This window comes from Anaeromyxobacter soli, assembly GCF_022808855.1.
GTDB classification, from domain to species: Bacteria; Myxococcota; Myxococcia; order Myxococcales; family Anaeromyxobacteraceae; genus Anaeromyxobacter; species Anaeromyxobacter soli.
The window spans coordinates 49,233-62,835 of sequence record NZ_JAKZLF010000013.1; the positions used below are offsets into that span (position 1 = coordinate 49,233).

12 protein-coding genes are annotated in these 13,603 nt (G+C 74.9%); 2 read left to right on the top strand and 10 right to left on the bottom strand.

Annotated features, from left to right (window positions below; all coding sequences use genetic code 11):
* Positions 1-77: 77 nt before the first annotated feature.
* Positions 78-1,544 carry a sigma-54-dependent transcriptional regulator gene (locus MLV88_RS11385; RefSeq protein WP_242335811.1) on the bottom strand — a complete coding sequence of 489 codons (1,467 nt, stop codon included), beginning with the start codon at positions 1,542-1,544 and terminating at the stop codon, positions 78-80.
* Between the two features lie 155 nt (positions 1,545-1,699).
* Here MLV88_RS11385 and MLV88_RS11390 point away from each other — a divergent pair, with 155 nt between their 5' ends.
* Positions 1,700-1,957, top strand: a complete 258-nt coding sequence (locus MLV88_RS11390; protein ID WP_242360291.1) for a hypothetical protein — start codon at positions 1,700-1,702, stop codon at positions 1,955-1,957.
* A 215-nt stretch (positions 1,958-2,172) separates the two neighbouring features.
* Here MLV88_RS11390 and MLV88_RS11395 read toward each other — a convergent pair whose 3' ends face one another.
* The 4 genes from MLV88_RS11395 to MLV88_RS11410 form a co-directional block, all read right to left on the bottom strand.
* Positions 2,173-4,011 (bottom strand): SpoIID/LytB domain-containing protein, encoded by a 1,839-nt coding sequence (locus MLV88_RS11395; protein WP_242360290.1) that lies wholly within the window; start codon positions 4,009-4,011, stop codon positions 2,173-2,175.
* Positions 4,008-4,598, bottom strand: a complete 591-nt coding sequence (locus MLV88_RS11400) for a hypothetical protein (protein ID WP_242335800.1) — start codon at positions 4,596-4,598, stop codon at positions 4,008-4,010. Before MLV88_RS11400 ends, MLV88_RS11395 begins: the two co-directional genes overlap by 4 nt.
* 90 nt (positions 4,599-4,688) lie before the next feature.
* Entirely contained in the window at positions 4,689-5,402 is a 714-nt protein-coding gene (locus MLV88_RS11405; protein WP_242353643.1) for a HEAT repeat domain-containing protein, read from the bottom strand.
* Between the two features lie 52 nt (positions 5,403-5,454).
* Positions 5,455-6,375, bottom strand: coding sequence for an aminotransferase class IV (locus MLV88_RS11410; RefSeq protein WP_242353641.1), 921 nt, complete (start codon positions 6,373-6,375; stop codon positions 5,455-5,457).
* A 139-nt stretch (positions 6,376-6,514) separates the two neighbouring features.
* Between MLV88_RS11410 and MLV88_RS11415 the strand changes: the two genes are divergently transcribed.
* Positions 6,515-6,913 carry a hypothetical protein gene (locus MLV88_RS11415; RefSeq protein ID WP_242335791.1) on the top strand — a complete coding sequence of 133 codons (399 nt, stop codon included), beginning with the start codon at positions 6,515-6,517 and terminating at the stop codon, positions 6,911-6,913.
* A gap of 54 nt (positions 6,914-6,967) precedes the next feature.
* Here MLV88_RS11415 and MLV88_RS11420 read toward each other — a convergent pair whose 3' ends face one another.
* The 5 genes from MLV88_RS11420 to MLV88_RS11440 form a co-directional block, all read right to left on the bottom strand.
* Positions 6,968-8,209, bottom strand: a complete 1,242-nt coding sequence (locus MLV88_RS11420; RefSeq protein ID WP_242353630.1) for a TolC family protein — start codon at positions 8,207-8,209, stop codon at positions 6,968-6,970.
* Positions 8,206-11,346 carry an efflux RND transporter permease subunit gene (locus MLV88_RS11425; protein ID WP_242360289.1) on the bottom strand — a complete coding sequence of 1,047 codons (3,141 nt, stop codon included), beginning with the start codon at positions 11,344-11,346 and terminating at the stop codon, positions 8,206-8,208. Before MLV88_RS11425 ends, MLV88_RS11420 begins: the two co-directional genes overlap by 4 nt.
* Positions 11,347-11,354: 8 nt before the next feature.
* A complete protein-coding gene (locus MLV88_RS11430; protein WP_243337534.1) occupies positions 11,355-12,908 on the bottom strand; it encodes an efflux RND transporter periplasmic adaptor subunit in 1,554 nt (517 codons plus the stop codon).
* Positions 12,905-13,168, bottom strand: a complete 264-nt coding sequence (locus MLV88_RS11435) for a hypothetical protein (RefSeq protein WP_243337536.1) — start codon at positions 13,166-13,168, stop codon at positions 12,905-12,907. The genes MLV88_RS11430 and MLV88_RS11435 overlap by 4 nt, the downstream gene beginning before the upstream one ends.
* Before the next feature lie 129 nt (positions 13,169-13,297).
* Positions 13,298-13,603: a hypothetical protein gene (locus MLV88_RS11440; protein ID WP_242353606.1), complete on the bottom strand. Its 306-nt coding sequence runs from the start codon at positions 13,601-13,603 to the stop codon at positions 13,298-13,300.

A 13,603-nucleotide genomic window follows, 5' to 3' on the forward strand; every position in this document is an offset into this window, starting at 1 on the left:
GGGAGGGGCGCATCGGATCTCCGGGGGGGGACCAGGGCGCGGCGCGGCTCCTCGCGGGGCCGCGCCGCGCTGCTTTCTCACTCGATCGTCGCCGCGTCTCGCGGGTCGACGATCCCGCAGTCCTTGATCTTGTAGAGCAGCGCCTTGTAGCTGACCTGCAGGCGCTTCGCGGCCTTCCGCTTGTTCCAGCCGGTCCGCATGAGCGCGCGGAGGATCGCCTCGCGCTCCGCGATGCGCGCGGCCCGCCGGGCCACGTCCTTGAGCGGCGCGTCCTCCGGGAGCGCCGGGCCCTCGCCCGGGCGGTGGACGCCGTTGACCCCGGGCGCTGCCGGCGGATGGGCCCCCGCGGCGACGAGCGCCGGCGGCGAGCCGCCGAGCTCACCCAGGACCATCGCGGGATCGCGCAGGACGACGAGCCGTCGCACGAGGTTCTCGAGCTCCCGGACGTTCCCGGGCCAGTCGTAGGCGTGGAAGCGCTCCATCACCTCGGCCGGGATCTCCTCGAGCCCGCCCCGGTAGCGCTGCCGGTACTTGTCGACGAAGTGCCGCACGAGGGGACCGATCTCCTCGCGCCGCTCGCGGAGGGGCGGGACCCGGATCGTGACGACGTTCAGCCGGTAGAAGAGATCCTCCCGGAACGTGCCCTGCCGGATGGCCGCCTCGAGGTTGCGGTTCGTCGCGACCACGACGCGGGCGTCCACGCGCACCGGGCGCTTGCCGCCCACCCGGTAGAACTCCTCGTCCTGGAGGACCTGCAGCAGCTTCGCCTGCAGCCGCGGATCCATCTCGCCGATCTCGTCGAGGAAGATCGTCCCCCGGTGAGCCAGCTCGAACTTGCCGGGCTTCTCCGCGTGCGCTCCCGTGAACGCCCCCTTCTCGTGTCCGAAGAGCTCGCTCTCGAGGAGCTCTCCCGGAAGGGCCGCGCAGTTGATCTTCACGAAGGGGCGGCCCGCGCGGTGGCTGGTCGCGTGGATCCGCCGAGCGATCACGTCCTTGCCGACGCCGCTCTCGCCGATGAGCAGCACCGGCACGTCCGTGTCGGCGATCCGGTTCACCAGCGACCAGACGCGCTCCATCGGGCCGGAGAGCGGGGTGGTGGGCAAGAGGTCGCCGTCGCCCGACTCGGCCACGACCGCTGCGACGCGCGCCTCGGCGACGTCGGGGGGACGCCGTCCGGGTCCGTCGAGGGCGCGGCGCAGCACGAGGTTCAGCTCGGAGACCTCGAAGGGCTTCGGGAGGTAGTCGTTCGCGCCGAGCTTCATCGCACGGACGACGTCCTCCGCCTGCGCCAGCGCCGACATGACGATCACCGGGACGCGCGGGTCGCGCTCGCGGATGCGCCGGAGGACCTCGAACCCGTCGGGCTCGGGGATCACCAGATCGAGCAGCACGGCGTGGGGGCTGGAGTTCGCGATCGCCGCCAGCGCCTCGACGCCGTTGCGAAGGGGGCGCACGCGATATCCCGCGGTCGCGAGGAACTCGCAGAGCGCCTCGCGGGCGTCGTCGTCGTCCTCGATGACCAGTACGGTGCAGTCTTTGTCCATCGTCGTTCCGCCGGCGGGGAGGTGCTTGCCGCCGGTGTGAAAATGGAACGACCAGGTGTTCCCGGCACCGGCCCTAACGCGGCGGCTGACGGCCGAGCGAGCGCTTCGCTTCGCTTTCGCGTGGAGGCGTTCCATGACATACCGGGGCCGTGCGGATGTCCCGTTCCCGTCTCCTCCTCCGGGCGGTCCTGCTCGCGACGGGAGGCGCGTTCATGCTGTGGAAGGCGTACGACTCCGCCCGCGGCGCGCGCGCGCTGCAGGGCGGCGAGGCGACGCTCCTCGATCGCGTCGCGCTCGTCGAGGCGCTCGTCGGCGTCCTCGCGCTCGGCGCGGCGTTCGTGGCCGCCGCCGCGCTTCGACCGCGCCGCAGGAAGCGCACGCTCACCCTCGGCGACGCGGATCGCCGGCCCTGACGCCGCTCCGAGCCCCGGCGCGCGGCTCGCGGAGCTCGGCCCGCCCGGTCTCCCGGTGATCGTGTACTGCGAGACGGGGAGGAAGAGCGCCGCGGTCGCTCGCGCGCTCGCAGAGCTCGGCTACTCGCGCGTCTACGATCTCGGCGCGCGCTCCAGCTGGTGATCGGTGGAAGGGGCGACGCGCGCTCCCGGGCGGGAACCCCTCGCGGCGCTCTTCAATAGAGGCGGGCGAGCTCCGCGCCCGAGTAGTAGCTGCCCAGGATCTCGCGGTACCCCTGGCCGGCCTGCGCACGCCCCACCGCGCCCCACTGGCACATCCCCGCGCCGTGGCCCCACCCCCCGCCGCGCAGGACGACGCCGTCGCTGGTGGGCTCCACCACGAACATCGCGGAGGGCAGCTCGCCGAGGAGCCGCCGGATGCGGAGCTCACCGGCGATCTCGACGCGCCCACGCTCGCCCTCGACGGCGAGGCGGCGGGCGCGACCCGACACGCCGCGCGCGCCGACCGCGATGGCGCGCACATGACCGACCCCGAGCTGCGCGGCCGCCGCGTCGAGCTCCGCGGCCGAGAGGCGGCGCTCCCATCGGAAACGCGTCATGCCCGGCGTGGAGGGCCGGCGGCACCACGCGTCTCCGGGCTCGGCGAGGAACGCGCGGAGCCTCGCCTCGTCGGCGAGCCCTTCCTTCCATCTCGCCGCCTGGGCCGCGGGAAGATCAGGCCGTCCACGCAGGCTCGCGCTCGCGGCGCCGCCCCAGACGAGCTCGTTGTGCTCCCCGTGGCCGCCGCAGGTCGCGGAGTACACGGCGTCGACGAGCGCCTGGTCCGCCGCGCCGAAGAGCGTCTCCCCGCGCGTGGTGCGCACCGCCTCGTCCGTGCGCGAGGTCCGCGCGCCGTCGCCGCGGTACGCCTGACAGTGAACCTCGGCGCACAGCATGAACGGGTCGGCCGAGTGGCGCGCGCCGAGCTGCGCGAGGACGTTCGAGCGGGCGGTGACCGCCTGGGCCTTGAGGGCCTCGAGCGGCGAGGACGCCGGCATCTCGCTGGGGACGAGCCCGCGCAGGAGCTCCTCGAGCGGGACCCCGTGGATGGCGGCGATCCCCCCGTGCGCGTCCAGCGTGACGAACAGTCGGCCTCCGTAGGCCCTGTCCTCGCGCGCCCGGCCGCGAGGACCGCGATCGTGCTCGACGCCCTCGACGAGGAACCCGGCGTCTCCCGCGACGTCCAGCCACAGCGCCGCGTCCGCCTCGCCGAGCGGCGCGCCGCCCTCGCCGCGGAGCTCGAGCGTCCCGCGCGGCCGGGCGACCACCTCTGCGCTCAGCGCCGGCTGCTCCCCGAACCGCTCGCGCAGCGACGCGCCGGTCGCCCGCGCCGCCTCGAGCGAGCCGTCTCCCTCGGCGACGAGGAGCTCGCGGCGCGCGTCCACCACCCGGCCGCCGACGCCGTACACCGTGCCGGTCACGCGGGAGCGCACCGGCACACCTCGCGCCGCCCAGGTGCGCCGCGCCTCGTCCAGCGCGGCACGCGCCGCGAGCGGCGCCTCCGCGAGCAGGGCGTGGTGAACGACGATCGCGGGCGCCGCCTCGCGCGCGCGGACCGTGAGCCGGGCACCGGCAGGGACCTCGACGACGGTCCCCCCTCGCAGCGTGATCCGCCCGGGGGCGCGGGCGCGGAACGCGATCTCGCGCTGCCCCTCCATCAGCCGGATCGTGACGAGCGGCTCGCCGTCTCGCGTGAACGCGAGGCGGTGGGCCCAGAGGAGCTCGAGGGGATCGGCGAGATCGGCCGCGGGAGGGGGAGCGAGGGGAGCGGGCGCCGGAGGCGGGATGGCGGTCGGGGTCGGGGTCGGGGTCGAGGTCGAGGTCGGGGTGGGGGTCGGGGTCGAGGTAGGGGTCGAGGTCAGGGCCGGGGCGGGGGTGGAGATCGACGGCGACGGCGACGGCGAGGTCGAGCTCGGGGCGTGCTCCACCCTCCCCGTGCCTCCCACCTCGTTCCGCCCGATCGCGCACGCGAGCAGCGCGGCGACGGCGAACCCCAGGGCTCCGCGGCTCCTCACGACGCGAGCCGCGCGTCCTTCTCGGCCGCCAGCGCCTCCAGCGACGCGGCGGCGGCGGCCCGCGCCTCCGGGGCAGCGCCGGGATCGCGGAGGAGCGCAGCGGCCCGCGCGAGCTCCTCGCGCTCTCGAGCCTCGCGCTCGCGGATGGCGTCCACCATCGCGCCGACGTCCACCGCGAGATCGACGAGCAGGTCGCGAGCGCGCAGGGGCCGGACCGGCGCGAGCCGGCCTGCGGCGACGTCGCGACAGGCGCGGCTCAGGACGAGCGCGGGGCCGGCGATCCGGTGCGTCACCACCACCGCAGCCGCGAGGAGGCACGGCAGCACGGCGGCGAGCACGACGGCCACGAGGCCGATGCGTCCTCGGTCCTCCGCCGCGAGCGCCTGCGCGAGGGACTCGCCGGCGAGCGGATCGCCGAGGGCCACGACCCGGCTCGTCTCGCGATACGCCGTCCAGAGGAGCCAGCCCAGGCCGGCCGAGAGCGCGACCGCCACGGCGAGGAGGTAGCTCGCGAGCCGGAGCTGCAGCGCGCCGTCGAGGAGATAGTTGCGGAACCGCCGGCGCGGGGGCTCTGCGGGAGGAGCCAAAGGCTCGGGCGCGGCCGGCGCTGGCGCCGCGCCAGGTGAGGGCGGCGGGACGGGACTCTGCCGGCCGGACGCGGATTCCATCCCTTCGGTTTACCTCCCCCCGAGCCGCGCCGCGAGATCCTCGCACAGCGCCCGGGCGGCGGCGTCGAGGGCCCGGGCGGCGTAGGAGGCGATCTTCGCCTCGGGGATCGCCCCCGCCGCGGAGAGGCGCGCGCCGCTCTCGAGCATCGCCGCCATGCGCCCATCGCCGTCGACGGCGACGAGCGCCGCCTTGACGGCGACGATCGTCCGCACGGCGTCCGAGTCCACGTCGACCCGCAGCACCGTCGGCTTCAGCACCATCCCGCCGCGTTCGAGGACCTCCCAGCCGTGCGCCGCGAGGTGCCGCGCGATCGCTGCGCGGAGCGCGTCCCGGGCCGCGGCCCCGCCGGCGCTCCCGCCGGGCTCGTCGATCGAGAACGCGAGGCCGAGCACGTCGAGGGCGCGGACGACCGCGGCCCGCACGGCCGGATCCGCGTCCGAGCGGCGCGCCGCCTCGAGCGCCCGGCGTGCCCCTCCGCCCCCGACCCTGCCCAGCGCGCCGGCCGCGGCGATGCGGACCGCGGGCGCGGCGTCGGACGCGAGCGCCGCGGCGAGCAGCGGGACGGCCTCCGCTTCGCCGCGCTGGCCGAGCACGATCGCCGCCTGAGCGCGGACCTTCACCGAGCCGTCCTCGCGGAGCGCGCGGGCGGCGTCGTCGTGGGAGTCGGCGCGGGCGACCGCGGTGAGCGCGAGGAGGACTGCGCAGACTGCGATCCGTGGCATGCGCGCGCGAGTGTACGCTCGCGCCCTGCCGCCGCCAGGGCGATTTCGCCGCCTACCTGCGCACCCTCAGTCCTACAGGACCGCCCGCGAGTCGCCTGAAGGCCTGGTGCAGGTGATGGGTGAGCGGCCCGGGGCGCCCGGCGCCGACGGGGCTGTCCCCGAGCCGTGTGACGGGGAGGATCTCCCGGACGGTGGAGGTGATGAAGAGCTCGTCCGCGCGCTCCAGGTCTTCCGGTCGGAGCGGCACCTCCTCGACGGGGACGCCCTCGGCTCGCGCGAGCCGGAGCACCACCGCCCGCGTCACGCCCTCGAGGATCCCGGACGCGATGGGCGGGGTGAGCAGCCGGCCCCCGGCCACCGCGAAGACGTTGGAGGACGAGCCCTCCGTCACGAACCCCGCGTCGTCGAGCAGCAGCGCCTCCTGCGCGCCGGCCGCGCGTGCCTCCCGGACGGCGAGCACGTGCGTCAAATGGGCGCCCGTCTTCGCGGAGGGGTCCACCGCCTGCGGGGAGGCGCGCCGAACTCCCACGACCGCCGCCGGGATCCCGTCCGCGTAGGCCCGCGCCGGCGGTCCGACGAGCGGCTGCACGATCACGATGGCGAGCGGATCGACGGCGAGCGCCGGATCGAGCCCGATCTCCCCTGCCCCGCGCGTCATCACCACGCGGACGTACCGCTCGCCCGCGTTCCACGGCGCCGCGTCCGGCTCCGGCGCGTCCGCTCCGCGCGCGGCGGCGAGGGTGCGATCGATCTCCGCGGCCGTCCGTTGCGCGTCCCAGCGCGGCGAGAGCCCGATGCGGGCCGCGGAGTGCGCGAGCCGGGCGAGGTGGGCCTCGCGCTCGAACGGGCGGCCGCCGTAGGTCCGGATCACCTCGTAGACGCTGTCGCCGTACAGGAAGCCGCGGTCGAACACCGAGACCCTCGCCTCCGCGGGGGCGACGAGGGAGCCGTCGAGGTTCACGAGCGTCCGCATGCCCCTGTTCTAGCGGAGAAGCGCGCGCCCGGCGCGCCGGGGTGTGGACCGCACGAGTCGCTCGACCGCGCGGGCGCCCCCTACGGATCCGGCCCGAATTCTTGACCCTGGGATCCCCCGGCGATATCCCGGGAAATCGATGGATGCCGCGGTCGAGTGCACTCACTGCAAGGTCGTGATGACGAGCTGGTCGGCTCCGGCCAGCCAGATCCGCTACTTCCAGTGCCCGTTCTGCGCGCGGACGCACTCCTCGCTCTACGGCGAGGTGTTCCGGCGGCGCGCAGGGGCGCGGGTGATCGACGCGCCCGCCCGGGCCTCCGCGCCTGCCGAGATCCCGATGGCGAGCGCCGAGGACATCCGCTGGGCCCGCGTGAAGGCGACCGCCGCCCAGTGGTTCGCGCGGGTGGAGGCGGACGAGCGCGCCTGCGCGCCGCGCGCCGCGCCCGTGACGCGAGTCCCCGCTAGACCCGCCCCTGCCGCTCCCGCGGCAGCCCGTGCTCGCATGGCCGTGGCCGCCGGCACGAAGCGCAAGCCCTGACCTCCGCGCGCTGGGCGAGGCCGCGACCCTCCGCGCAACCGCGGGACGGCGTCCTCATCCCGCACCCCCGAAGGGCGCCTCGGATCCCATCGCCCGGGCGAGCTCTGCCTCGGCCTCCGCGAGCTCCGCGAGCGCCTCCACGTGCTCCCGCCTCGCCTCGACGGCGCCACGCCGGATGAGCAGCAGCTCGGCGACCCCGATCTTTCCGGCGTCGTAAGCCTTCGTCGCGAGCGTGACGTTCGCCGCGGCGCCGGCGAGGGCCTCGCCCTCGAACGCCTGAGCGGCCTCCGCGGCGGTCTCGAGCCGCGAGACGGCCAGCCGCACCTCCTCACGGACGCGCCGCTCCGCCGCTGCGACCTCGGCCTCGGCCCGCGCCACGCGGGCCGAGGCGAGGCCTCGCCCGCCCTGGTTACGGTTGAAGACCGGCAGCTCGAACGTGAGCGTCCCGAGGACCACGTCGGCCCCCTCCTCGCGGGAGTACCTTCCGCCGATCGCCGGAGCGGGAAGCGACTCGCGTCGCGCGAGCCGCACCTCGCTCTCGGCCGCGGCGAGCTCGCGCCGCGCCGCGACGAGATCCGTCCGGGCGGACAGCGCCCGGTTCACGAGGCCCTCGGTGTCGAGGGGGGCGGCGCGGATCGCCCGCGGCAGCGCGCCGGCGAGCTCGAGCGGCGCGCCCGGCTCGCTGCCGAGCAGCGTCCGCAGCTCGGACAGCGCGGACGCTTGTCGCCGAGACGCTACCGCGACCGCTCGCGCCGCGCGTGCTCCCTCCACGCGCGCCGCGTTCACCTCGAGCTGCGTCGTCGCGCCGAGCTCGAAACGCCGCTCGACCGCGTGCACGGCGTCACGGGCGACCGTGAGGTCCTCACGTGCGAGCGCGATCAGCCGCTCGGCCGCGAGCACGCGTGCGAACGAGGCGCGGACCTCGGACGCGAGCCCGACGCGTCGCGCCGCGAGGCGCGCCTCGGACACGTCCCGCTCCGCCGACGTCACGTCGATCCGCGCGCCGCGCTGACCGAAGAGCTCGACGCGCTGCGAGACTGCGACCTCGACGTCGGTCGTGCGCCGGTCGCCCCGGCTCCGTGGGCCGGCGGCCGCCGAGATCTCCGGGTTGGCTCGAAGCGGGAGCTCCGCGTCGGCGAGCCGCGCGCGGGCCGCCCGGGCCTCCGCGGCGAGCCCGGCGAGCTCCGGGTTCCGCTCCAGCGCGATCGCGACCGCGCGCTCGCTCGTGAGGGGTTCCGCCCCTGCCGCCGACGCCAGGCAGACGGCCGCCGCGGCGGCGATGTTCTTCGCGTTCACGCCCGCTCCTCCCGTGCCGCCGAAAGCCCGGATCGTTCGGGCTCGCGCTCCGGGTCCAGGTCCTCCTCTCGCTCACCGCGCTCCGCGTCGCCCTTCGCCCGCAGCGCGGTGAACAGGACGGGCATCACGAGCAGCGTGAGCGCGGTGGACGACAGGACGCCGCCTATCACGACCGTCGCGAGCGGTCGCTGGACCTCGGCGCCCGGTCCCGTCGCGAGCGCCATGGGGATGAACCCGAGCGATGCCACCGACGCGGTCATGAGCACCGGCCGAAGCCGGGAGATCGCCGCCTCGCGTACCGCCTCGAGGAGCGCGACGCCCCGGTCGAGCAGCTGCCGGACACGCGAGACGAGCACGAGCCCATTCAGCACCGCGACGCCGAACAGCGCCACGAACCCGACCGCCGCCGAGATCGAGAACGGCAGCCCGCGCGCGGTCAGCGCCAGGATGCCTCCGACGAGGGCGAAGGGTACGCCGCTGAAGATGCGGAGCGTGTCGAGCAGGCGCCCGCTCGAGGCGTGGATCAAGAGGAACACCAGCGCGAGCGCGATCGGCACCACGACGAGGAGCCGCGTGCGGGCGCGCTCCAGGTTCGTGAACTGCCCGCCGAAGCGCACGAAGTAGCCGTCGGGCAGCTCCACCCGCTCGCCGATCGCCTGCCGGGCCGCCGCCACGAAGGACCCGAGATCGCGGCCGTGCACGTTCGCCTGGACCACCACGCGCCGCTTGCCCCACTCCCGCTGGATGGTCGTCGGGCCCGAGTGCTCCTCGACGTGCGTGAGCCGCGAGAGCGGGATCCGCTCGCCGGCGGGGCCCGGCACCTGCACGGCCCCCAGCGCCTCGGGATCCCGGAACTCCTCCGGGAGGCGGACGCCGAGCGCGAAGCGGCGGTCCCCCTCGCGGATCTCTCCCACGTGGCGGATCCCGACCGCCTCCGTGGCGTCGAGCACGCTGCGGGCGGTGATCCCGTACCGGGCGATGGCGTCGCGGTCCACGGTGACCTGGAGCACGGGCTGCCCGGTCACCTGCTCCACCGTCACGTCCGCGGCCCCGGGGATGCCCCTCAGCACCGTCTCGACCTCGCGTGCCTTCGCGCGAAGGAGGTCGAGATCGTCGCCGAACAGCTTCACGCCCAGGTCGCTGCGGATGCCGGCGACCATCTCGTTGAGCCGCATCTCGATGGGCTGCGTGAAGGCGAGCCGCTCGCCCGGGAGGCCCTCGAGCTCCTTTCGCATCGCCTCGACGAGCTCGGCTTGCGTGTGCGCGCGCTTCCAGCGCTCCCGCGGGCGGAGCGCCACGAACACGTCGGACAGCTCGACGCCCATCGGATCCGTCGCGACCTCCGGCGTGCCGGTGCGTGTCCAGACGCGCTCCGCCTCGTCCGGGAACTTCGCCAGGATCACCTGCTCGATCCGCTCGCCCATGCGGACGGACTCGTCGAGCGAGACCTCGGCGAGGCGCGCGACGTTCACGACGATCGTCCCCTCCGACAGGCGCGGCACGAACTCGCTCCCGAGCCGGAGCGCGCCGATCGCCGCCAGCGCGACGACCGCCGCGGCGCCGCCGAGTACCCACCGTGAGTGCGCCATCGTCCACGCGAGGATCGGCGCGTACGTCCGCTTCAGCCATCCCACCCACCTCGGCTCCGGGTGGGCACCCCTGCGAAGCGCCAGCGACGCGAGCACCGGCGCGAGCGTCATCGACAGGAGGACGGAGCCGAGCAGCGCGAGCACGACGGTGAGCGCCATCGGCCGGAACAGCTTCCCCTCGACGCCCTCGAGCGTGAGGATCGGCAGGTACACGAGCGCGATGATGAGCTCACCGAAGAGCGTCGGCTTGCGCACCTCGACGGCCGCGTCGCGCACGACCTCGCTGACCGTGCGCCGCCCGCCCTCCATTCCCAGGCGCCGCTCGGCGTTCTCGACCAGGATCACGGAGCTGTCCACGACCAGCCCGAAGTCGATCGCGCCGAGAGACATGAGCGTCCCGGCGACGCCGAACCGCAGCATCCCCGTGAACGCGAAGAGCAGGGAGAGCGGGATGGCGCTCGCCACGATCAGCCCTGCGCGGAGGTTCCCGAGGAACGCGAACAGCACCGCCACGACGAGGAGCGCCCCCTCGAGCAGGTTGTTCCGGACCGTCCGCAGCACGAGGTCCACGAGCTCGGTGCGCTCGTAGACCGGCTCGGCCGTGATTCCGGCAGGGAGGCTCTTCTGGAGGTCCGCGAGGCGCGCCGCGAGCGCCTTCGTGACCTCGTGGCTGTTCTCGTGGACGAGCATGAAGCCGAGCCCGAGCACGGCCTCGCCCTCGCCGTCCGCCGTGACGGCCGCGCGGCGGATCTCGTGCCCGACCTCGACGCGGGCGACGTCGCGGATCCGCACGGGCACGCCGTCGTGCGCGGCGACGACCACGCCTTCGACGTCGCGCCCGTCCGTGAGCGCGCCGACGCCCAGCACGAGGCGGCTCGTCCCGCCGCGATCGAGGACGCCGCCGCCGACGTTCGCGTTGTTCTTCTCGAGCGCCTCGTAGACGTCGCCGAGCGACAGGTCGAACTTCTGGAGGCGGCGCGGATCGACGACGACGTGCCACTGCTTCTCGTTGCCGCCCCAGGCGTTCACCTCGGCCACCCCGGGGACGCTCCGGAGCTGGGGCGCCACGATCCAGTCGTGCGCGGTCCGGATCTCCTCGAGCGACCTGCCCTTCCCCTTCACGAGATAGTGGAAGACCTCGCCGAGACCGGTCGCGACCGGCCCGAGCGCCGGCCGTTCGATGCCCGCGGGGAGCTCGAGCCGGGAGAGTCGCTCCGAGACCTGCTGCCGGGCGAACCACAGGTCCGTGCCGTCCTCGAACTGGACGGTGATCTGCGAGAGCCCGAACTTCGAGATGGAGCGGAGGTCCTCGACCTTCGGCAGCCCCGCGAGCACCTGCTCTACGGGGATCGTGAGCTGCCGCTCGACCTCGAGCGGCGCCAGGGCGGGCGCGACCGTGTTCACCTGCACCTGCACGGGCGTCGTGTCCGGGAAGGCGTCCATGGGGAGCGCGCGGAACGAGAGCACCCCGGCGACGACGATCGCGATCCAGGCGCCGACGACGGCCCGGCGGTGCCCGAGGGACCACTCGATGATTCGCGTGAGCACGGTCGCTCCTAGTCGTCGGCGCAGCCAGCGCCGATGGAGTCCTTCAGGATCTCGGTCTTGAGGACGAACGCGCCGGTCGTGACGACCTCCGAGCCGGGCGCGAGGCCGCCGACGACCTCCACGTCACCGCCGACCCGCGCGCCGAGCCGGACCGCGACGGGGTCGTACTGGCCCGGCGCGGTCCGCACGAACACGAGATCGTGCTCCTGCGCCCGCTGGATCGCGTCGCGCGGGACGAGGAGGGCGCCCCGCGGCGCGGCCACCTCGATGGTGCCGTGCACGAACGCGCCTGCCCGGAGCGCTCGGTCCTGGTTCGGCAGGTCCACGCGGACGCGGACCGTTCGCGTCCGCGGGTCGACCGACGCGGGCACGCGCGCGACGCGCGCCTCGCGGACCTCACCGGACCCGTCGACGCGAACCGTCACCTTCTGGCCTGCGCGGAGCGCTCCCGCGTGCTCCTCGGGGACCTCGAGCACGGCCCAGAGCGTGCGGACGTCCGCGATCTCGACGAGGGAGTCCTCCGGCGAGACCGCCCGTCCCGCGACGGCGGCCCGCGCGACCACGGTCCCATCGAACGGGGCGACGAGCGCGTACCGGCCGCCGCTCCCCGCTGCGCCCGCGCCTGCGGCGCGCAGCTCGGCTCGAGCCGCGTCACGCTCGGCCTCGGCCGCGGCGAGCTCCGTGCGCGCCTGCTCCACGTCGCGTCGCGAGCTGATCCCGTCGCCCACGAGCGACTCCTCACGGGCGAGCGCTGCCCGCGCCGACTGAGCGCGCGCCTCGGCCGCGGCGAGCCTCGACTGCGCCCCGCCGACGGCGCCGGAAGCGAGCACGACGAGCGGCTGGCCTCGGCGGACGTCCTCGCCCACGTCGACCTTCACCTCGACGACGGTCGCCTCGCCGCGCGCGGACAGCCGCGCGAGCTTGTTCTGGTCGAACTCGAGCTGGCCGACCGCCTCGATCCTCGGCGCGAACGGACGCTCCACGACGCGCGTGGTCACGATCCCGGCTTCCCGCTCCAGCTCTGCGGAGGCGAGGCGGATCTTCGTCCCCGGCTCCGGAAACGAGGGGAGCTCGTGCCCGGCGGCCTTCACCTTCTCGGGGTGACAGTACGGGCACACGGACTCGGGATACCCGTGCTCGCGGCAGTAGTCGCCGGCCTGGATGAACTTCGCGATGAGCTGCGGCCGGCACTTCGTGCACATCTCCTCGGGGACCGCGTGCTCCTTGCACCAGGGCAAGGGGCCCGGCGCGGCCTTCGCCGTCGTCTTCGCGGCCGCGAACGTGAGCCCTGGGTTGCACTTCACGCACTGCGACTCGGGGACGCCGTGCTCGTTGCACCAGTCGCCCATCTCCTTGAACGCCGGGATGAGGTCCGGGTTGCACCTCGTGCACAGGTCCGCGGGGACGCCGTGCTCGCAGAGCCTCGGCGCCTCGGCGCTCGCGGCGTGCGCCGCCTTCTCCGAGGTGCCGCCGTGCGGTCCCTCCGCGCCCGGCGCCGTGCGCGTGCAACCTGCCCCCGCGACGACCGCGGCGAGCGCTACCGTCAGGGCGACCCGGGTCACTTCACGCCCTCCTTCGCGAGCTTCGGGTTGCACCGGGCGCACTGGCTCTCGGGCACGCCGTGCTCCCCGCACCAGTCGCCCTTCGCCTTGAACACGGGGACGAGCTTCGGGTTGCACCGCGTGCAGAGCGTCTTCTTCACGCCGTGCTCGCACCTGGCCGCGGTGGAGTCCGCCGCGCGCGCGGCCGGCTCGGCGGCACGGCCCGGGACGGCGGAGGTGAACAGGGTGACCAAGCCGAGCGCGAGGACGATCGTGCGCATGGACTCTTCTCCTTCCGCGCAGTGGGCGCGGCGAGCGGACCGCGCTATCGCGCGGGCGCGTCGTGGACTTTGGACGAAGGACGGGGAAACCCGCTCGAGCGGGCACACTGCTCCCGTGATGGGAGCGCGTCAGGCTCTCGGCGGGTGAAACACGCCGGCCGTCACCACCGGGAGCCGAGGCGACGCCTGCGCGACGACGACGCTGCGCACGATCGTCGCTGCTGCCGGGCCGGGGCACGGCGCGCCGACCACGGCGAGGGATGCATGCACGTTCGCGCAGATGCCCTGGGCGCAGTTCGGCGGACAGTGCTTGCCGTCCAGCGCGCCGTCGCACGCCGCTGCGCAGTCGTCGTCCAGCGCGGCCGTGAGGACCTGGGGGACGCCCGACGTGAACACGCCGACGGCGACGAGGACGAGCACACGCAGGAGGCGCAT

Coding starts and splice junctions, on each gene's coding strand:
- MLV88_RS11405 (WP_242353643.1), bottom strand. CDS start 5,402: ATGCCACGGATCGCAGTCTGCGCAGTCCTCCTCGCGCTCACCGCGGTC.
- MLV88_RS11390 (WP_242360291.1), top strand. CDS start 1,700: ATGTCCCGTTCCCGTCTCCTCCTCCGGGCGGTCCTGCTCGCGACGGGA.
- MLV88_RS11385 (WP_242335811.1), bottom strand. CDS start 1,544: ATGGACAAAGACTGCACCGTACTGGTCATCGAGGACGACGACGACGCC.
- MLV88_RS11410 (WP_242353641.1), bottom strand. CDS start 6,375: ATGCGGACGCTCGTGAACCTCGACGGCTCCCTCGTCGCCCCCGCGGAG.
- MLV88_RS11440 (WP_242353606.1), bottom strand. CDS start 13,603: ATGCGCCTCCTGCGTGTGCTCGTCCTCGTCGCCGTCGGCGTGTTCACG.
- MLV88_RS11415 (WP_242335791.1), top strand. CDS start 6,515: ATGGATGCCGCGGTCGAGTGCACTCACTGCAAGGTCGTGATGACGAGC.
- MLV88_RS11435 (WP_243337536.1), bottom strand. CDS start 13,168: ATGCGCACGATCGTCCTCGCGCTCGGCTTGGTCACCCTGTTCACCTCC.